The sequence below is a fragment of the Pseudomonas sp. R3-56 genome (assembly GCF_051132075.1).
GTDB lineage: Bacteria > Pseudomonadota > Gammaproteobacteria > Pseudomonadales > Pseudomonadaceae > Aquipseudomonas.
Genome location: NZ_CP071657.1, coordinates 4,569,252 through 4,587,909 on the forward strand (window position 1 = coordinate 4,569,252; position 18,658 = coordinate 4,587,909).

Sequence of the window (18,658 nt, forward strand, 5' to 3'; positions counted from 1 at the left end):
GGACCTCGCAGTGAAGAATTTCTTTGGCGCCTCCCTCCTCGCCGCCGGCCTGGCGTTCGGCAGCCTGGCCCACGCCGCCCCGACTCTGCTCAACGTTTCCTACGACGTGATGCGGGATTTCTATAAGGACTACAACGCCGCGTTCCAGAAACACTGGCAGGCCGAGCACAACGAAAGCATCACCGTGCAAATGTCCTTTGGCGGTTCGAGCAAGCAGGCGCGCTCGGTAATCGATGGGTTGCCAGCGGATGTCATCACCATGAACATGGCGACTGACATCAATGCCTTGGCCGACAACGGCAAGCTGGTTCCGGATAACTGGGTCACCCGCCTGCCGAACAACAGCGCGCCGTTCACCTCGGCCACCGTGTTTATCGTGCGCAAGGGCAATCCGAAAGCGCTGAAGGACTGGCCGGACCTGCTCAAGGACGGCGTGCAAGTGATCGTGCCCAACCCGAAAACCTCGGGCAACGGCCGCTATACCTATCTTTCGGCCTGGGGCTATGTGCTGAAGAATGGCGGCGATGAGAACAAGGCCAAGGATTTCGTCGGCAAGCTGTTCAAGCAGGCCCCCGTGCTGGACACCGGCGGTCGTGCCGCGACGACTACGTTCATGACCAACCAGATCGGCGATGTGCTGGTGACCTTTGAGAACGAAGCGGAAATGATCGCCCGTGAATTCGGTCGCGACCAGTTCGAAGTGGTCTACCCAAGCGTCTCCGCCGAAGCCGAGCCACCGGTGAGCGTTGTGGATAAAGTCGTCGAGAAGAAAGGTTCCCGCGCCGCTGCCGAGGAGTACCTCAAATACCTGTGGTCGCCCGAAGGCCAGGAAATTGCCGCCGCCAACTACCTGCGCCCTCGCGACCCGGCGGTGCTGGCCAAATACACCGACCGTTTCCCGAAAGTGGATTTCCTCTCGGTGGAAAAAACCTTCGGCGACTGGCGCACCGTGCAGAAGACCCATTTCAACGATGGTGGGATTTTTGACCAGATCTATAGCGGGCAATAAGGCAATAGTGAGCTGAACGCGGTCCTGTGGCGAGGGAGCTTGCTCCCGCTGGGCTGCGTAGCAGCCCCATTCAGGCGGTTGCCGAGCAACCGAGCGGGAGCAAGCTCCCTCGCCACAAGAGCACTTTCACATTCCCTCTGGCGCCTTCTACCATCAACCGCAGGCATGACTGCTATCAACCCCAAGCCCTGTTCCAGAGCCCTGCAAGTCTTTAGCCTCTCGCCATCCCTTTCAATCGATCGATGAGATTGCCATGAGTGCTCATTCACCCGCCTCGCCCGCTGCCCTGACCCGAGGCATGGTCCTGCTGTTTGCCTTCTGCTGCGGCGCCATCGTTGCCAATATCTACTACGCCCAACCCATCATCGAACTGATCGCGCCCGACGTCGGCCTGTCCAGCACCATGGCCAGCCTGATCGTCTCGCTGACCCAGATCGGCTACGCCCTGGGCCTGTTTTTCCTGGTGCCGCTGGGGGATTTGCTGGAAAACCGGCGCTTGATGATCCTCACCACCGTGGTGGCAATCGCCAGCCTGCTGGGCGCGGCGTTTACCGAGCAGTCGAACGTGTTCCTGCTGGTGTCATTGCTGGTGGGGTTCAGTTCCGTCTCGGTGCAAGTGCTGATTCCGCTGGCCGCGCACCTGGCACCGGAAGAATCCCGGGGACGGGTCGTGGGCGGGATCATGGGCGGCCTGCTGTTGGGGATCCTGCTGGCGCGCCCGGTGTCCAGCCTCGTCGCCGATCACCTTGGCTGGCGGGCGATGTTCATGATCGCCGCCGCGTTGATGGCGGCAATCAGCATCGTCCTGGCATTCACCGTGCCCAAGCGCCAGCCCGAGCACCGCGCCTCCTACGCGCAACTGCTGGGCTCGCTCGGCACCCTGTTACGCCAGCAGCCGCAGTTGCGCCAGCGGGCTTTGTACCAGGCGTGCATGTTTGCCACGTTCAGCCTGTTCTGGACCGCCGTCCCCCTGGAGCTGTCGCGCAACCATGGCCTGTCCCAGACTGAAATCGCGCTGTTTGCGCTGGTCGGCGCCATCGGTGCCGTCGCCGCGCCGATTGCCGGCCGCCTGGCGGACGCCGGCCACACCCGAATTGCTTCGCTGCTGGCCATGCTATTCGCCAGCCTGAGTTTCCTGCCGGCATTCATCCATCCCGCTTATAGCGTGATCGGCCTCGCGGTGACCGGCGTGGTCCTGGATTTCTGCGTGCAGATGAACATGGTCCTGGGCCAGCGCACCATCTACGCCCTTGACGCAAAAAGCCGCAGCCGCCTGAACGCGCTGTACATGACCAGCATCTTTGTTGGCGGCGCTTTCGGTTCGTCCATCGCCAGCGCCGTCTACGAGCATGGCGGCTGGCTGTGGGTAGTGATCGTCGGCAGCGCCCTCCCGTTGCTGGCCCTGTTGCGTTTCCTGAGTGCTTCGAAGAAGGCTTCGCTGGCGACGGCCTGATACCGTCGAGCAAAAAAAAGCCCGACCGGCCAGGACCTGTCGGGCTTTTTACATGGAGCGGTCAGACCCGCACGTTGCCCCGCGGCCCGGCAATCGCCCAGATAATCAGGCCCAACACCGGCAGCAGGAGAATCAGCAGCACCCACAGGACTTTCGCCCCGGTGCCCGCGCCACTCTTGAGCACATTGATGATCGCCCAGATATCGAGCGCCAGGATGATCAGGCCAATCAGGCCGTTGAAAGTGGAACCCATGGTGTCGCTCCCGAATGGTGGTATGCACACTTAGGATAGCGGGGTCCGGGCAAGGGTTCCGTTTATTGTTTCAGACGTGAACCGCGATCTTGAGCGCTTCCAGGGCGGGGGCCGTGGCGATGCCGACTTCGCCACACAGTTCCAGCACACGCGGCACGTCGTTGCCGTACACCAGCACCATCTGCAATTCATCGTCGAGCAACTGGCTGAAGTTCATCAGCACGTAGCCGCCGCTCTCCTTGTTCAGGCTGCTCATCTGGATCTGGATACGATTGAGCGCGGTCAGCGCCTCGGTCTTCGCCAGTTGCTTGGGCTTGAGGTTGAACGCGACGCCAGGGCCGAACGAGGCGACGATCTGCTCGAACAGGTCGACGTAGGAGTCGGCCTGGAACAGCACGGTGTCCGGCAGACTGCCTACCACCACCCACTCCCCCAGCGGGATCGGGAAGCTGTCGTCATAGTTGATGTCCGGGTTCGCCGCCAGGAACGTCACCGGGTCGGCGTAGGCCTGGGCCGCTTCGTCGGCGATTTTCTCGATGTCCGCCTCGCCCAGGCAGCCGGAGCTGATTTTGCTGATGAGTTCGACGAGTGCGGCTTTCATGGGGCGGATCCTGTGGCTGAATTTTCTGGCGCGCAGGATAGCGCATCACCCCAGGTCAAGTCAGGAACCCTGTGGCCAGGGAGCCAGGCTTCAGCCCAACAACTTTTCCAGCTGCGCCGTGGTGTCCACCGCGCCCATGGTCCTGGCCGCGTCCAGCGCCGACACGCCGTTGGCATCCTTGGCCTTCGGGTCGGCGCCTTTGCTGATCAGGTAATCGACTATTTCCACCCGGTTGAACATCGCCGCCATCATCAGCGCCGTGCGGCCATCGAACGAGGAGCCTTCGACTTGCGCGCCGCCATCGACGAGGGCCGAAACCACCGCCAGATCGCCCTTGAACGCCGCACCGGCAATCGGGCTCTGGCCGTTGTCGTTGCGGATTTCCGGATCGGCCTTATTCTCCAGCAGCACTTTTACCGTCTCCACGTGCCCGTGGTACGCGGCCAGCATCAGCAAGGTGTCGCCCTTGTGATTGCGCAGGTTCGGTGGCAGGCCCTTGCTCAACAGCGCGGCCATCATCGCGGCATCGCCCTGACGAGCGACGTTGAATACCTGCTCGGCAAACTCCGCAGCCTCTTCCGGGGTCATCTGGCGGCTTGTATCGGACATGGACAACTTCCTCTGGCTTTTGCAAAGCCGCTAGTTTCCCGAGGGACTCATAGCCTGTCATCCCTTTTTTCTCTGCAAGAGCCATAGCCACAATCAATAGCGGTACTGCCCACCCTGGATCAGCGTCGCCAGTTGGCGGTCCACCCGCACGTAGGTCGAGGTGTCGGGGAGCCAGGCGTAGATCGGTTCCTCGCCCGTGAGGCAGGGGTCAAAGGCTTCGGCCTTGAGGCGGGTTTTCTGATACTTGAACGTGCCGGTCGTTTCCATCTTCACCTTGATCCGCAGGAACAGCGGCACCGCGTAGGCCGGCAGCTTGCCTTGCAGAAATTGCAGCAGCTCGTTGAAATCCAGGGTCGCGAGGGACTCGGCCGGGGTGATCGCGGCCATCCCGGCGCGGCCGTTGGTGCCGGTGATCTCCACGCCGTAGGCCACCGCCTCGGCGATCTGTGGATGTTGCAGGAGCACGTTTTCGACTTCGGTGGTGGAGACGTTTTCGCCTTTCCAGCGATAGGTGTCGCCGAGGCGATCAACGAACTGCCCGTGGCCGAAGCCGATATTGCGCAGCAGGTCGCCGGTGTTGAAATAACGATCGCCTGGGACGAAGACGTCTCGGCAGACGGTTTTTTCGGTCTTGGCCGGATCGGTGTAGCCATCCAGCGGCGCCTTGTCGTCGATGCGCGCCAGCAGCAGGCCCGGCTCGCCCTTGGGGACTTTCTGCATGCGCCCTTGCAGGTTGCGCAACGGCGCGCCGCTGTCATGGTCGTACTGCACCAGTTCCCAACCCATCAGGGAAAACCCGACCGTATTATCGAAATTCAGGATGTTGGTGAAGCCGATATTGCCGTCGCTGGCCGTATACAATTCACAGATATGGCCAATCCCGAAGCGGGTCTTGAAGGCCAGCCAGGCGCCCGGGCGCAAGCCGTTGCCGATCATCTTCCGGACCTCATGCCGCCGGTCGTCGGCGCTGGCGGGCTGCTCGATCAGGTAGCGACACAGTTCGCCGACATAACCCAACGTGGTCGCCCGGTAGCGACGCACGTCGCTCCAGAATTGGCTGGCGCTGAACTTGCGGCGGATGGCGAACCCCGAGGCACCGCAAACTGCCGCGCCCCAGCAAACACACAGGCCGGTGGCGTGATACAGCGGCAGCGTGCAATAAACGACGTCATCGGGCTGCATGTCCAGGGCGATCAGGCCAAAACTGGTGGAGGTGCGCATCCAGCGTCCATGGCGGAATACGCCGGCCTTGGGTAACCCGGTGGTGCCCGAGGTGTAGAGATAAAAACAGGGATCGTTGAAAAACACCTGTCTGCCAAGCGGGTTATCGCCTGGGTAATCCTCGCTGCCGACCATCAGGTCGACGAATCCGCACGGAACCGCGCCACTGTCCTGGTCGGCAACCCACCAGGTCCGCGCATCCGCCAGCGCCGTTCGGCCGCGCACGTCGTTGAAGACAGCGACCCGTTCATCCCCGACCACCACCGCCACCGGCGCGACCAGCGCCAGGCTGTGCACCAGGGCGTCTCCGGTTTGCGATGTATTGATCATCGCGCTCACCGCCCCGACCTTCGCCACCGCCAACACCGTAATCAGCAACTGCGGGCGGTTTTCCAGAACAATCGCCACGCAGTCGCCCTTGCCAATACCTTGCGCCAGCAAGTAATGGGCAATGCGATTGGCCTGTTCATTGACCTGTGCATAAGACAGCACCGTGTCGCCGCAGAGCAGCGCCGGGCCGAGGGGATTGCGTTGCGTGGCCTGTTCGAAACACCAACCAAGGCCGCAAGGCTGGGTGGGGTCCTGGACGTTGGCGAGTTTCAGGCCTTTGATGATTCGCGGAACAACTTTGGCGATGACGGGCAGTTTGCGCAGCATCATGCCCCAGGTAATAGCGTCGCTGGGTGTACGACTCATGGACGATCCTTCCCCGTTCGACCTTGTGGGCCGCGGTTCTTGTTATGGGTTGGGCGAATCTGGAGGGAAATTACGCCAGCGATTCCGGTGCTGTACATGCGGTTTTTGCAATGTTTTGTATCCGCTGCGGGGAACAGGCGAAGCGGGAGCGCCAGGATGCGGTTTGGTTCCAAAAATAATCAAGCACCCCCGCAAAATGCAGGATGCACGATGGCCGTTCATGCAAGATGCACGAATGCAAAAAACCCTGAAAAGATTAACTTATTGTTTTTAAACGTATTTTTTATAATTCCAATGCTGGCATAGACACTGCAACTACCCCTCCACGGTTTGCCATACCATGGAGCAGTCAACTATGAACATGATTCAAGAGAAGTTTGCATCGCTGTTTTCCAACTACGAAGTCACCACGCAGCCTCGCCCGGACGGCGGCATTCTGCTGACCTTGCGCAACAGCGATGGCAAACTGTTCAAGCGTACGATTTCCTACGCTCAGTTGCATGCCGGGGATCAACTCTCCTGGGCGATCAGTGCCATTCGCCGCGATCTGGCTGAACAGGCCAGCGAACTGCCACCGGTCGCGATGCTGCAGAGCCAGCACCGTTTCGCGCTGCCGACCTATCACAGCGCCTGACAGCCAACAGCTTCAAGCTCTGAACAAAGACAGGCCATGGAACCCAGCGGTTCCATGGCCTGATTTTTTCAGCAGCGAGAAGGCGTTCAGAAGCGCGAAGGTTCGATCTGCGCGAAGCTTTCAACCGTCGTGTGGCCGGCCAGATCACCGCCCTCGCGGGCCAATCCACAGGTTGCCATTCCGGCATTCCTGGCCGCGTCCAGTTCCTCGACGATATCCGACAGAAACAGGATTTCCTGCGGCGCGATCCCCATCGCCTCGCTGATTCGCCGATACGACTGCGCGTCCCGCTTGGCTCCCGACGTGGTGTCGAAATAACCGCTGAACAACGGCGACAGGTCGCCAGCCTCGGAACAGCCGAAAATCAGCTTCTGTGCCTGGATCGACCCCGAGGAATAGACAAACAACCGGTAACCTTGCTGATGCCAGGCTTCGAGCGCCTGCGCCGCGTCAGGATAAACGTGCCCTTTCAACTGGCCGGCCGTGTATCCCTGCTCCCAGACCATACCCTGCAAGGCCTTGAGAGGCGTGGCCTTGCGGTCTTCGGCAATCCAGCCCAGCAGGATCGCGATGACCCGTTCGACGTCTGCGTCCGGCTCGGCACTGTCGCGGCGCACGGCGTCCAGTTGCTCGGCCACGTCGGCACGCCCGGCGTTGTGCCGGACAAAATCCGGCAGGTGTCGGGCGGCATAGGGAAACAGCACGTCGAATACAAAACTGACGGCGCTGGTAGTGCCTTCAATGTCGGTGAGGATGGCCTTGATTGTCACGGGCTCAGTCCTCCAGGCGCGGGAAACGGCTGGCGATTTCATCACCGGTGAACTTGGCGACCCAGCCTTCCGGGTTATTGAACAGCCGAATGGCGACGAAATGTGGGTGTTCGCCCATGTCGAACCAATGCGGCGTACCGGCGGGCACCGAGATCAGATCGTTCTTTTCGCACAGTACCGCATAGACGTAGTCGTCGATGTGCAAGGTGAACAGGCCACGACCGGCGACAAAAAAGCGGACTTCGTCCTCGCCGTGACGGTGTTCATCCAGAAACTTGGCGCGCAGTTCGGCTTTTTGCGGGTGGTCGCTGTTGAGGCTGATGACATCCACCGTGACGTAGCCGCGCTCGCTCATGAGCTTGTCGATCTGGGTCCGGTAGGCGCCGATCACTTCCTCCTGGCTGGCGCCGGGCTGGATCTTCGTCGCGGCTTCCCAACGATCGAAGCGCACGCCTTTTTCGGCGAGGGTCGCGGCGATGTCTTCGAAATGGGTCAGGACCTTGTTCGGAATCTCGGAACTTGAAACGTGATAGACGGACAGGCTGCTCATGGTCATGGCTCCAGCAATTTAACGGTTCAGGACTGTGCGAGTCTTGAGCTCGCATTCAAACAGGAACTCGAACGCCTCGATTTGCCGCAGCGCATCGTTCATGCCCGGCCCCCAGGTGTACAGGCCGTGCCCACGGATCAGATAACCGACGCAATCGGGGTGCGCGTCGAGCCAGGGCTGAACCTTGGCGGCGAGGCGCGCGATGTCCTGGTCGTTGTCGAAAATCGGCACGCGAACCTGGGACTCATGGGTCGTGACTCCGCTGAAGGCCTTTTGCAGCTCGTAGTCCTCGAAGTCGATGAAGGCTGCGCCGGTCAGGCGCGAGAGCACCGTGGCATTCACCGAATGGGTGTGCAGCACCGCGCCGATCTGCGGCCGCCAGCGATACAGCTGCGTGTGCAACAGGGTTTCGGCAGACGGTTTCTTGCCCGGCTCCAGACTGTTGCCGTCCAGGTCGGTGGCGAGCACATCGTCGACGCCCAGTTGCCCCTTGTGTTTGCCGGAAACGGTAAGCAGGGCCTGGTCGGAAGACAACCGGGTCGAATAATTGCTGCTGGTGGCCGGGGACCAGCCGCGACCATACAGAAAACGCCCGGCGTCGATGATCTCCCGGGTGAGTTGTTCACGGGTAAGGCTCATGGCCTGTCCTCTTGCATGCGTGTGGCAATGATAACGGCTGCAGCGAAGGCTGCGAGACTGGCGATGTTGAAAGTCCAACCGGCGCCCAGGGCATTCCAGCTGTAGCCGGAATACAGCGCACCCAGGGCACCGCCGGTGCCGGCCAGCGCGGCGTACAGCGCCTGCCCCTGACCTTGCTGGCGTGAACCGAAGCTACGTTGCACGAAATGGATGGCAGCGGCGTGAAAGCTGCCAAAGGTCGCTGCGTGCAGGACCTGGGCAAGCAGCAGCACCCAGAGAAACTCCGCCAACGACCCCAGTAGCAACCAGCGCAGCGCCGCCAGCAGGAAGCTGGCCATCAACACCCGGCGCACGGAAAACCGCGCCAGGATCCGGCTCATCAGCAGGAAAACCAGCACTTCCGCAACCACGCCGACGGCCCAGAGCATGCCGATCAATCCGCGGCTGTAGCCCAGGCGTTCCAGGTGCAACGTCAGGAAGGTGTAATACGGCCCATGGCTCAGTTGCATCAGGCCGACGCAGGCATAAAACGCCAGCACGCCCGGATTGCGCAACTGCCGCAGGAAACCGTCCCCGGCCACCCGCGGCCCCTGAACGGGCTGGGCGTTGGGCACCCAGAAACTGCTGAGCACGATGCCACCCATGATCAACGCCAGCGCCACGGGATAGATGTCCAGGCTCAACCATTCGAACAACCGACCGAGCGCGACCACGGTGATGATGAAGCCGATGGAGCCCCACAGGCGGATCTGGCTGTAGCGCGCAGCCTGCCCGCTCAAGTGGGCCAGGGTGATGACTTCGAATTGCGGCAGCACCGCGTGCCAGAAGAACGCATGCAGCGCCATGACCATCGCCAGCCAAGCGTAGCTTTTATCGATGAAGATCAGCGAGAAACTGAGCAGCGTACAGATCGCGCCAAACCGCACGATTGCCAGGCGCCGGCCGGTGTAGTCACCCAGCCAGCCCCAGAGGTTCGGCGCGACGCAACGCATCAGCATGGGAATCGCCACCAGCTCGCCGATGCGCGCGGCGTTGAACCCGAGGTGATCGAAATACAGCGCCAGGAACGGCGCGGTCGAACCGAGCAGCGCAAAGTAAAACAGATAGAAGCTGGAAAGCCGCCAGTACGGCACTGCCGCCATGGTCGTCAGGCCACGGCGGTCGGCAGGCCAGCCATCAAAGCTGACCCAACACCGGCGTGCCGACCCGAACGTCGGCGTTCTGTCCGCGATGACGCAACAGGTGGTCCATCAGCACGATCGCCATCATCGCCTCGGCAATCGGCGTTGCGCGGATGCCCACGCAAGGGTCGTGGCGACCCTTGGTGATGACATCCACCGGGTTGCCGTGGATGTCGATCGAGCGTCCCGGCGTGGTGATGCTGGACGTCGGCTTCAACGCCAGGTGAGCGACAATCGGCTGGCCCGAAGAGATGCCGCCAAGGATGCCGCCGGCGTTGTTGCTCAGAAATCCCTGGGGAGTCAACTCGTCGCGGTGTTCGGTGCCGCGCTGGGCGACACAGGCGAAACCGGCGCCGATCTCCACGCCCTTGACTGCGTTGATGCTCATCAGCGCGTGCGCCAGTTCGGCGTCGAGACGGTCGAAGATCGGCTCGCCCAGGCCAGGCATCACGCCTTCGGCGACCACGGTGATTTTCGCGCCGACCGAATCCTGGTCCCGGCGCAGCTGGTCCATGTAGGCTTCAAGCTCGGGGACTTTGTCCGGGTCGGGGCTGAAGAAGGCGTTCTGCTCCACCGAATCCCAGGTCTTGAACGGGATTTCGATCGGGCCCAGCTGGCTCATGTAGCCACGGATGACGATGCCCTGGCTGGCCAGGTACTTCTTGGCGATTGCCCCGGCCGCTACGCGCATGGCGGTTTCCCGGGCCGAACTGCGACCGCCGCCACGGTAGTCGCGCTCGCCGTATTTGTGATGGTAGGTGTAGTCGGCGTGGGCCGGGCGGAACAGGTCCTTGATGGCCGAGTAGTCCTTGGACTTCTGGTCGGTGTTGCGAATCAGCAGGCCGATGGCGCAACCGGTGGTGCGACCTTCGAACACACCGGAGAGGATTTCGACTTCATCGGCTTCCTGGCGCTGGGTGGTGTGGCGGCTGGTGCCGGGCTTGCGGCGATCAAGGTCACGCTGCAGGTCCTCCAGGGAAATCTCCAAGCCCGGCGGGCAGCCGTCGACAATGGCGACCAACGCCGGGCCATGGCTTTCGCCCGCGGTGGTGACGGTGAACAGCTTGCCGTAGGTATTGCCGGACATGCAGGGTGCTCCGTGGAATCGCTGAAAAATCGAGATGGGCGCCAGTATACGCAGGCTCCCCGAGTAGTTCATCCTCGAACCTTATCGGTGCGCGCCAGTCCAACCGGCACCTTCGCAACTAATGGCGTCATGATGTTAAAACTGTTTGCCTTGAGTCTCGCCCTCTTGACTGGCCTGGTTTGCGGCCAGGCCCAGGCCACCGTCCTGCAACGCCCCATCAGCCTCGACACCGGCAACGGTGAACTTTTCGGCTCGCTGCTGCTGCCCAAGTCCGACACACCGGTGCCCGTTGTCCTGATCATTTCCGGGTCAGGTCCTACGGATCGTGACGGAAACAACCCCGAGGGCGGGCGCAACGACAGCCTCAAGCGCCTGGCCTGGGTACTCGCCAGGCACAACATCGCCAGCGTCCGCTACGACAAGCGCGGCGTGGCCGCCAGCCTCGCCGCCACGCCGGACGAGCGCAACCTCAGCGTCGAGGCCTACGTCGCCGATGCCGTGGCCTGGAGCCACAAGCTCGCCGCCGATCCGCGACTGGGCCCGTTGATCCTGCTGGGCCACAGCGAAGGCGCGCTGATCGCCAGCCTCGCCGCGCCCCAGGCCAACGCTGTGGCAGTGATTTCGGTGTCCGGCAGTGCACGGCCGATCGACCAGGTGCTACGGCAACAACTGAGCAGCCGCTTGCCACCGGCGCTGATGTTGCGCAGCAACGAGCTACTCGACAGCCTCAAGGCCGGGCGCCCCGACGCGGACGTTCCTGCGCAGCTGCAGGTGATTTTCCGTCCCAGTGTGCAGCCTTACCTGATCTCGTTGTTCCGCCAGGACCCGGCCCAAGCCTTCGCGGCATTGAAGATGCCGGCGCTGATCATCCAGGGCAGCCATGACATCCAGGTCAGCGTCGACGATGCCAGGCAGCTGAAAGCCGCCAAGCCTGACGCACAACTGGCCCTGATCGAGGGCATGAACCATGTGATGCGCATTGTGCCCAACGACGTGAAGCGGCAACTGGCGTCCTATAAAGACCCCAATCTGCCCCTGGCGGCTGAACTGGGTGTGCAGATCCTGCGCTTTATCGGCTCGATCGGTTCCCGTTGAGCGGACTTGATCGCCATACCGGCCAATTGCCCTCCAGTCCTGGCGAAAACGGCCGATAAACCGACGTCGGGCAGCGCAATGGCTGTCGACAAGCCGGCCTGGACAGGATTTTGCCGTTATGACTGAGACTCAAACTTCTCCCGACACCGTCGCCGAACCGGCCGCCGCGCCTGCGGTGGAGCAGCCTTGGGCGGATGTGCAGGCTGAGCAGCATAAAATGCTCCGGCTGGCCCCGCTCAAGACCGATCGCGCCACCGGTGTGCGGCCCTTGCGCTTTGTCGAGTTCAGCTACGCCGAGCGTCACAGCAAGGAGCGCAGTTTGCTGCGCATGAGCATCAAGTTGCCGGGCCAACGGGTGCGCAAGGAACAGAACCATCTGGACGTCTGGGCCGACCACGTCGAGAAACGTCTGTCTTTCTCCCCTGACAACTTGCAAGTCGAGCCTTTGAATCGTGGGCTCGGACGCTTTCTCGCCGCTCAGGGCATCACCTGGGCGAAGAAGCGCTGGTCGAGCTATCGGGTGGACGGCAGCGACCTGAACAACAAGGACGCGCTGAACGAAGACACGCGCCTGCGCCGCGATCACTTCCTCAAGGCCCACGGCTTCGAGGTGGTCTACGCCGACGCCCAGCATCTCAAGGGCAGCGTCAAGGCCGCCCAGGTTGGCGACCTGGTGGGCGACTGGAACACCGAGAAGCTGCAGTTCGTCGAGATTCTCGAAGCCGCGCAGATGCTGCAACAAGCCGAGCAGAACCTGGCGGAGCAGGAAGTCAAACTCAAGAAGCAGGAAGAGAAGGTCAACAAGTTCAAGCGCGAAGACACCGGCTTGCGCTTTACCATCACTTGCCTGGTGGCGTTTGCGATGTTCCAGGCGGGATTGCTGATCTGGATTGCGACGCGACATTGAATCCAAGCGGGTGAATAACCCTGTGGGAGCGCGGCGGAACGCAGAAACCGTGGCGAGGGAGCTTGCTCCCGCTCGGCTGCGCAGCAGTCGTAAACCTGGCGACTCCTATCTCAAACCTTTGAAGCGGGGCTGCTGCGCAGCCCAGCGGGAGCAAGCTCCCTCGCCACAAAGGCAGCCCAGCGTCAAACCCTTGAGGCAAACAACGCCTGGTGCTCACGGCACTGTCCGGCGCTGAGCATGAACACGCCATGCCCGCCGCGTTCGAAGTCCAGCCAGGCGAAGTCGACCTCCGGGTACAGCGCCTCGACATGTACCTGGCTGTTGCCCACCTCGACAATCAACAGGCCCTTCTCGGTCAGATGGTCGGCCGCCTCGGCCAGCATCCGGCGAACCAGGTTCAAGCCGTCATCGCCACAGGCCAGGCCCAACTCAGGTTCGTGCTGGTACTCCTGGGGCATGTCGGCGAAATCCTCCGCGTCGACGTAAGGCGGGTTCGACACGATCAGATCGAAACGTTGCCCCGGCAAGCCATCGAAACCATCGCCCTGGACTGTGAACACCCGCTCATCGACGCCATGGCGCTCGATATTCTGATTGGCCACCTCCAGCGCTTCGAACGACAGGTCGGCCAACACCACTTCGGCTTCCGGGAATTCATAGGCACAGGCGATCCCGATGCAGCCGGAACCGGTGCACAGGTCGAGGATCCGCGCAGGCTCCTGGCCCAGCCAGGGTTCGAAGCGTTTTTCAATCAGCTCGCCGATGGGCGAACGCGGGATGAGCACGCGTTCGTCGACGATGAAAGACATTCCGCAGAACCACGCTTCACCGAGCAGGTAGGCAGTCGGAATGCGCTCGGCAATACGTCGGCGCAGCAGGCGCTGTACATGCACCAGCTCTTCGTCTTCGAGACGGCAATCCAGATAGCTGTCGGCAATTTCCCAAGGCAAATGCAGCGCGCCCAACACCAGTTGGCGAGCCTCATCCCAGGCATTGTCGGTGCCATGGCCAAAGAACAGATCCTCGCCATGGAAACGGCTGACGGCCCAACGAATATGGTCGCGCAGGGTACGAAGGCGGGAAGTGATCACAGCGGCAAACTCCAGAGAAATCGACGGGCGAGTCTACCAGCCAAACCCGCACTCTCCCAAACACCCCCGCGAGAAACGAAAAACTCCGATCCAGCCGTAGGATCTTTCCATTTTTTGCACCGCCCGTTGAATAAGATGGCGATCTTGACAGGCTGTAGGCCAGCAACGACGGCCCTTGCGATGGAAGCGATTCACAGAACCGCTCAGCCGGAGGAGAATGTCGCAAAAGCCCCACTCGAAGGAGCCCCAGAATGTCCGTTCCAAAAACGATGTTTCAACTCAGCGGCCGCGGTTATGCAGCGGCCAACCTGAGTCAAGCGACGCTGATCATCATCGATGCCCAGAAAGAGTATCTCGCCGGCCCCCTGGCCCTTAGCGGCATGGATGCGGCGGTCGCGAACATCAAGCAACTGCTCGGCGCAGCCCGCACCGCCGGCCGGCCGATCGTGCATGTACGCCACCTCGGTACCCACGGCGGGCTGTTCGATCCACAGGGCGAACGGGGGGAGTTCATTCCAGGCCTTGAGCCGCGGGACGACGAAACCATTATCGAAAAGCTCTTGCCGAGTGCTTTCCACGGCACCGAACTGAAGAAGCGCCTGGAAGATTTCGGCCCACTGGATCTGATCGTCTGCGGTTTCATGAGCCATTCCAGCGTCAGCACCACCGTGCGCGCCGCCAAGAACCTGGGCTTTCGCTGCACCCTGGTCGAAGACGCCTGCGCCACCCGTGATCTGCCGCACAAGGGCGGCGTGCTGAGCGCCGAACACGTCCACCAGACTGAAATGGCGATCATGGCGGACAACTTCGCCACCCTGGCCATGACCCGCGACTTCACCTGACAGCGCTGATGAGCGGCTGGTTGCGCCGCTCATCCGCAAAAACGTCTCATTTGCTGCAATTGTCCCAGCTTCAGGAACAACCCGAACATCTTCCGGTCGAAGGGCCGATACCCATTGAGGAAGGTCGGAATGAAGTTATCCGATGGTTTTGACGCACGTCGCTTGCGGCCCAAGGGCCCGAGCAACTGGCGATTTCGTATCGGCGCAGGGATCGCGGCGCTGCTGGCAACGCTCGGTGTGCTGCTGGCGATGGCCGGCGCCGCCAGCCTGCTCGGCCGTCCGCCCGCGCTGGGCGAGTTGAACGCCACCCCGTTCGGCTCGGCGATCATCCTGGCAATCGGTCTGTTGGTTCTGCTATTGGGCATCTGGCTCTGGCGCCGTTGCCGCCGTCGCGCCCGCCAATCCCTGGAGCTGGCCATGGCTCCCCATCTGATGAAAAAACACGACTGATCCGCCATCCGACGTTTTGTCGCGCCCTATCCCAGCGGAGTTGGGTAAACTGGCCGGCCTTCGCGGAGGCTGACATGCAAGACGACGACTTTTCCCTGTTCAAAAGTGCGATCCAGGGCGTAAAACCGATCAAACACGATCGCGCCGAAACCGGCAAGCCAAAGGCCGATCGCGCGCAGATCGCCAAGTTGCGCCAGGCCGCCACCGTGCGCACCGATGCAACAACCGTGGATGGCCTGTCCGATCAGTTCGTCATCGACGTCGGTCCTGAAGACGAGTTGATGTGGGCGCGCGACGGGGTCCAGGAAAGCCAGATGCGCAAGTTGAAGGTCGGTCAGATCCCCTTCGAAGGCAGCCTCGACCTGCACGGTATGACTGTCGAAAAGGCCAGGGAAACCCTCTGGGCCTTCCTCGCCGAAGCCACCCGATTCGAAATCCGCTGCGTGCGCGTCACCCACGGCAAGGCGGTGCGGCTGGACGGCAAGCGACCGATGATCAAGAGCCACGTCAACACCTGGCTGCGCCAGCACCCGCAAGTGCTCGGCTTCACCTCCTGCCAGGCCAGGCACGGCGGCGCCGGGGCGGTCTACGTGATGCTCAAGCGCACCATGATGGAAGGTCGCGACGAGTAACCCTCGATTGCCGAGCTTGCAGCGCCGTGTCCGCCACCGTACCCTTGCCCTTTGCGTAAAATCCCACAGGTAGTTTCATGTCTCTGGAACAGAATTACACCGCGATCCTCGGCCAACTCGGCGAGGACGTTTCCCGCGAGGGCCTGCTCGACACGCCCAAGCGCGCTGCCAAGGCCATGCAGTACCTTTGCCGCGGTTATGAACAGACCCTGGAAGAAGTCACCAACGGTGCCTTGTTCAGCTCCGACAACAGCGAAATGGTGCTGGTCAAGGACATCGAGTTGTACTCGCTGTGCGAGCATCACTTGCTGCCTTTCATCGGCAAGGCCCATGTGGCCTACATCCCGAGTGGCAAGGTGCTGGGCCTGTCGAAAGTCGCGCGTATCGTCGATATGTATGCGCGTCGCCTGCAGATCCAGGAAAACCTCAGCCGCCAGATCGCCGATGCGGTCCAGCAGGTGACGGGGGCCATGGGCGTGGCAGTGGTGATCGAAGCCAAGCACATGTGCATGATGATGCGCGGTGTGGAAAAACAGAATTCTTCGATGATCACGTCGGTGATGCTCGGTGAATTCCGTGAAAACGCGGCGACTCGCATGGAATTCCTCAGCCTGATCAAGTAACGCGATGCATCAAGAAAACCGGCATTGATCGCCGGTTTTTTTTCGCCTGGCAAAAATCAGGTAAGCTGCGCGCCCTCTTCTTCCCTGCTTCGAGGCTTGCACCGTGATCGTCAAAGCGCTTCGAGTTGGTCTGGGCCAGCTCATCATCTTCATCGATTTCATCACTCTCCCCGGCAAGAAAAAGCGCTCGGCCGAAGCCCAGGCGCAAGTCGACCAGGCGGCCCGCAGCCTGACGCTTTATCAGTTCCATGCCTGCCCGTTCTGCGTGAAGACCCGCCGCGCCCTGCACCGCCTCAACGTGCCCGTGGCGCTGCGCGATGCGAAAAACAACGAGCAGGATCGCCAGACGCTGCTCGAACAGGGCGGCCGGATCAAGGTGCCTTGCCTGCGTATTGAAGAGAATGGCGAGACCACTTGGATGTATGAGTCCAAGGTGATTATTGATTATCTGGACAAGCGGTTTTCGGCGGTCTGAGGGTTTGTGCTGGGGTTGATGGCCCTTTCGCGAGCAGGCTCGCTCCCACAGGAGGCCGGTGTTGATTACAAGTTTGCAATCACCCAGAGATCCATGTGGGAGCGAGCCTGCTCGCGAAGAGGCCGGTCGATCCAACCCAAGCCTCAAGCCGCCTCGGCAGCCAAAGCCCCCCGCACCACCCCCGCCAGTCGCCTGAGCCCTTCATCCAGCCGCGCCGGATCGATATGGCTGAAATTCAACCGCAAGTGCCCGGGATGCTTGTCCGGCTCGGGAAAAAACGGCTCTCCTGGCATGAACGCCACGTCCTCCGCCAGGGCTGCGGCAAGCAAGGTCCGGGTATCCAGCGGTTGCTTGAGGGTCAGCCAGAAAAACAGCCCGCCCTGGGGCACGTTCCAGTCGGCGATGTCGGCGAAATGCTTTTGCAGCGCGGCCTGGAACCTGTCGCGGCGATCCCGGTAGAAATCCCTCAATTCACTCAAATGGCTGCGGTACTGCTCGGTGCCGATCCATTGCAACGCCTGCCACTGGCCGATGCGATTGGTGTGCAGGTCCGCTGACTGCTTGAGCCGTAGCAAATGCGGGAACAGGTCCGGGCTGGCAATCAGGTAACCCACACGCAACCCAGGCAGCAGCGTCTTCGACACCGTGCCGGTGTAGATCCAGCTGGCCTTTTTCAAACGGCTGGCAATTGGCGTGGCGCTGCCGCCATCGAAGGTCAGTTCGCGATAGGGCTCGTCCTCCACCAGCGTCACGCCGAACTCGTCCAGCAGTGCCGCGACCGCATCGCGCTTGGCCTCGCTGTAGCGTACCGCCGAAGGGTTCTGGAACGTCGGGATCAGGTAGATGAACGCCGGTCGATGCTGCTGCAGCCGGGCCCGCAATTGCTCAAGGTCCGGGCCATCCGCTTCAAGGGGCACGGTGATGCAATTGGCGCCGAACAACTGGAAAATCTGTAGAGCCGCAAGGTAGGTCGGCGCTTCGAGCAGGATCTCGGTGCCGACGTCAATGTGCAGCTTTGCCGCCAGATCGAGGGTTTGCTGGGAACCGCTCACGACCAATACCTGACCGGCCTCACAAGCCAGGCCCAACGATCGCGCCTGCGCTGCCAGCGCTTCACGCAAGGCCGGCTCACCTTCGCTCATGCCGTATTGGCCCATGGACAGCGGCATGTCCTCCCACTGCACCTTCGGCAGCATGGCTTCGGCCGGCAGGCCGCCGGCAAACGACATCACTTCCGGGCGCTGCGCCGCGGCGAGAATTTCCCGGATCAAAGAACTTTTGAGGCGCGAGACACGTTCGGAAAAAGCCATGGGGTCACCCGTAGCGAGGCGTTGGAAAAATGAGTCAAACTGTTTGACCGAAATTACCGCGTCGCCTCTGGAAACGTCAACATGCTTGACCTTAAAAATCCGACTTCCCAACAAATGGCCATGGAAGCGTTCTTCTTCGGTTACCAGGCGTTCACCGCCAAAGCCGATGAAATGCTTGAGCGCCGGGGCTTGAGCCGCGTGCATCAGCGCATCGTTTTTTTCATCGCCCGTTATCCATCATTGAGTGTGAAGGAGCTGCTGGCGCTGCTTGGCGTGAGCAAACAGGCATTGAACATGCCGCTGCGGCAATTGATGGAAATGCATTTGGTGAACAGCGTTGCCTCCGAGGCCGACAAGCGCAAGCGGCTGCTGGAACTGACCGCCGAGGGCGCGCGCTTTGAACAGGCGTTACGGCGCGAGCAGGTGAAATTGCTTGAACGGGTGTTTGCCGAGGCGGGGGAAGCGGCGGTGGATGGGTGGCTGGCGGTGAATCTGGGGTTGGGGAAATCCAGTGAATGAAAGCGTCTGCT

At 61.6% G+C, this 18,658-nt stretch carries 22 protein-coding genes; 11 read left to right on the forward strand and 11 right to left on the reverse strand.

Annotation, left to right across the window (positions count from 1 at the left end; translation table 11 throughout):
- Positions 1 to 10: 10 nt before the first annotated feature.
- A complete protein-coding gene (locus tag J3P96_RS20710; RefSeq protein WP_434569423.1) occupies positions 11 to 1,009 on the forward strand; it encodes a sulfate ABC transporter substrate-binding protein in 999 nt (332 codons plus the stop codon).
- 253 nt (positions 1,010 to 1,262) lie between these two features.
- Positions 1,263 to 2,462 carry an MFS transporter gene (locus J3P96_RS20715; RefSeq protein WP_434653280.1) on the forward strand — a complete coding sequence of 400 codons (1,200 nt, stop codon included), beginning with the start codon at positions 1,263 to 1,265 and terminating at the stop codon, positions 2,460 to 2,462.
- A gap of 61 nt (positions 2,463 to 2,523) precedes the next feature.
- Here the strand turns inward: J3P96_RS20715 and J3P96_RS20720 are convergent, their stop codons facing one another.
- The 4 genes from J3P96_RS20720 to J3P96_RS20735 form a co-directional block, all read right to left on the reverse strand.
- Positions 2,524 to 2,715 carry a PLDc N-terminal domain-containing protein gene (locus tag J3P96_RS20720; protein WP_053149901.1) on the reverse strand — a complete coding sequence of 64 codons (192 nt, stop codon included), beginning with the start codon at positions 2,713 to 2,715 and terminating at the stop codon, positions 2,524 to 2,526.
- A gap of 70 nt (positions 2,716 to 2,785) precedes the next feature.
- Positions 2,786 to 3,316 (reverse strand): hypothetical protein, encoded by a 531-nt coding sequence (locus J3P96_RS20725; RefSeq protein WP_434653282.1) that lies wholly within the window; start codon positions 3,314 to 3,316, stop codon positions 2,786 to 2,788.
- A 90-nt stretch (positions 3,317 to 3,406) separates the two neighbouring features.
- Positions 3,407 to 3,925 (reverse strand): ankyrin repeat domain-containing protein, encoded by a 519-nt coding sequence (locus J3P96_RS20730; protein WP_305496129.1) that lies wholly within the window; start codon positions 3,923 to 3,925, stop codon positions 3,407 to 3,409.
- A gap of 93 nt (positions 3,926 to 4,018) precedes the next feature.
- Positions 4,019 to 5,842: a long-chain-acyl-CoA synthetase gene (locus J3P96_RS20735; RefSeq protein WP_434653284.1), complete on the reverse strand. Its 1,824-nt coding sequence runs from the start codon at positions 5,840 to 5,842 to the stop codon at positions 4,019 to 4,021.
- Positions 5,843 to 6,197: 355 nt separating this feature from the next.
- On the opposite strand from J3P96_RS20735, the gene J3P96_RS20740 reads away from it, so the two are divergent.
- Positions 6,198 to 6,476, forward strand: a complete 279-nt coding sequence (locus J3P96_RS20740; protein ID WP_186637286.1) for a DUF3509 domain-containing protein — start codon at positions 6,198 to 6,200, stop codon at positions 6,474 to 6,476.
- 86 nt (positions 6,477 to 6,562) lie between these two features.
- Here the strand turns inward: J3P96_RS20740 and mtnC are convergent, their stop codons facing one another.
- The 5 genes from mtnC to aroC are packed head-to-tail and all read right to left on the reverse strand — an operon-like array spanning position 6,563 to position 10,703.
- Complete coding sequence (gene mtnC, locus J3P96_RS20745; protein ID WP_434625309.1) at positions 6,563 to 7,246, reverse strand: acireductone synthase; 684 nt, start codon at positions 7,244 to 7,246, stop codon at positions 6,563 to 6,565.
- A 4-nt stretch (positions 7,247 to 7,250) separates the two neighbouring features.
- Entirely contained in the window at positions 7,251 to 7,796 is a 546-nt protein-coding gene (locus tag J3P96_RS20750; protein ID WP_434653286.1) for a 1,2-dihydroxy-3-keto-5-methylthiopentene dioxygenase, read from the reverse strand.
- Positions 7,797 to 7,814: 18 nt separating this feature from the next.
- Complete coding sequence (locus J3P96_RS20755) at positions 7,815 to 8,435, reverse strand: methylthioribulose 1-phosphate dehydratase (RefSeq protein ID WP_434569429.1); 621 nt, start codon at positions 8,433 to 8,435, stop codon at positions 7,815 to 7,817.
- Positions 8,432 to 9,577: an MFS transporter gene (locus J3P96_RS20760; protein ID WP_434625313.1), complete on the reverse strand. Its 1,146-nt coding sequence runs from the start codon at positions 9,575 to 9,577 to the stop codon at positions 8,432 to 8,434. Before J3P96_RS20760 ends, J3P96_RS20755 begins: the two co-directional genes overlap by 4 nt.
- Positions 9,578 to 9,611: 34 nt before the next feature.
- The gene (aroC, locus tag J3P96_RS20765; RefSeq protein ID WP_434653288.1) at positions 9,612 to 10,703 is read right to left on the reverse strand and encodes a chorismate synthase; all 1,092 of its coding nucleotides are present in this window, start codon (positions 10,701 to 10,703) and stop codon (positions 9,612 to 9,614) included.
- 129 nt (positions 10,704 to 10,832) lie between these two features.
- On the opposite strand from aroC, the gene J3P96_RS20770 reads away from it, so the two are divergent.
- Together J3P96_RS20770 and J3P96_RS20775 are read left to right on the forward strand one after the other, a co-directional pair.
- The gene (locus J3P96_RS20770; protein WP_434653290.1) at positions 10,833 to 11,798 is read left to right on the forward strand and encodes an alpha/beta hydrolase; all 966 of its coding nucleotides are present in this window, start codon (positions 10,833 to 10,835) and stop codon (positions 11,796 to 11,798) included.
- 118 nt (positions 11,799 to 11,916) lie between these two features.
- Positions 11,917 to 12,705: a hypothetical protein gene (locus J3P96_RS20775; protein ID WP_434569433.1), complete on the forward strand. Its 789-nt coding sequence runs from the start codon at positions 11,917 to 11,919 to the stop codon at positions 12,703 to 12,705.
- 182 nt (positions 12,706 to 12,887) lie between these two features.
- Here J3P96_RS20775 and prmB read toward each other — a convergent pair whose 3' ends face one another.
- Positions 12,888 to 13,796 carry a 50S ribosomal protein L3 N(5)-glutamine methyltransferase gene (gene prmB / locus J3P96_RS20780; protein WP_434653292.1) on the reverse strand — a complete coding sequence of 303 codons (909 nt, stop codon included), beginning with the start codon at positions 13,794 to 13,796 and terminating at the stop codon, positions 12,888 to 12,890.
- Positions 13,797 to 14,047: 251 nt separating this feature from the next.
- Between prmB and J3P96_RS20785 the strand changes: the two genes are divergently transcribed.
- The 5 genes from J3P96_RS20785 to J3P96_RS20805 all read left to right on the forward strand — a co-directional run bounded on the left by J3P96_RS20785 (position 14,048) and on the right by J3P96_RS20805 (position 16,818).
- Complete coding sequence (locus tag J3P96_RS20785) at positions 14,048 to 14,638, forward strand: cysteine hydrolase family protein (protein WP_305496139.1); 591 nt, start codon at positions 14,048 to 14,050, stop codon at positions 14,636 to 14,638.
- Between the two features lie 129 nt (positions 14,639 to 14,767).
- A complete protein-coding gene (locus J3P96_RS20790; protein ID WP_434653294.1) occupies positions 14,768 to 15,088 on the forward strand; it encodes a hypothetical protein in 321 nt (106 codons plus the stop codon).
- Positions 15,089 to 15,162: 74 nt separating this feature from the next.
- Positions 15,163 to 15,720 (forward strand): Smr/MutS family protein, encoded by a 558-nt coding sequence (locus J3P96_RS20795; RefSeq protein ID WP_434603147.1) that lies wholly within the window; start codon positions 15,163 to 15,165, stop codon positions 15,718 to 15,720.
- Positions 15,721 to 15,797: 77 nt separating this feature from the next.
- Positions 15,798 to 16,343 (forward strand): GTP cyclohydrolase I FolE, encoded by a 546-nt coding sequence (folE, locus tag J3P96_RS20800; RefSeq protein ID WP_305496142.1) that lies wholly within the window; start codon positions 15,798 to 15,800, stop codon positions 16,341 to 16,343.
- A gap of 103 nt (positions 16,344 to 16,446) precedes the next feature.
- Positions 16,447 to 16,818, forward strand: coding sequence for a glutathione S-transferase N-terminal domain-containing protein (locus tag J3P96_RS20805; protein WP_434653296.1), 372 nt, complete (start codon positions 16,447 to 16,449; stop codon positions 16,816 to 16,818).
- 143 nt (positions 16,819 to 16,961) lie between these two features.
- Here J3P96_RS20805 and J3P96_RS20810 read toward each other — a convergent pair whose 3' ends face one another.
- Complete coding sequence (locus J3P96_RS20810) at positions 16,962 to 18,128, reverse strand: PLP-dependent aminotransferase family protein (RefSeq protein WP_434569437.1); 1,167 nt, start codon at positions 18,126 to 18,128, stop codon at positions 16,962 to 16,964.
- An 81-nt stretch (positions 18,129 to 18,209) separates the two neighbouring features.
- On the opposite strand from J3P96_RS20810, the gene J3P96_RS20815 reads away from it, so the two are divergent.
- Positions 18,210 to 18,647, forward strand: a complete 438-nt coding sequence (locus tag J3P96_RS20815) for a MarR family winged helix-turn-helix transcriptional regulator (protein ID WP_305496145.1) — start codon at positions 18,210 to 18,212, stop codon at positions 18,645 to 18,647.
- Positions 18,648 to 18,658: the final 11 nt, after the last annotated feature.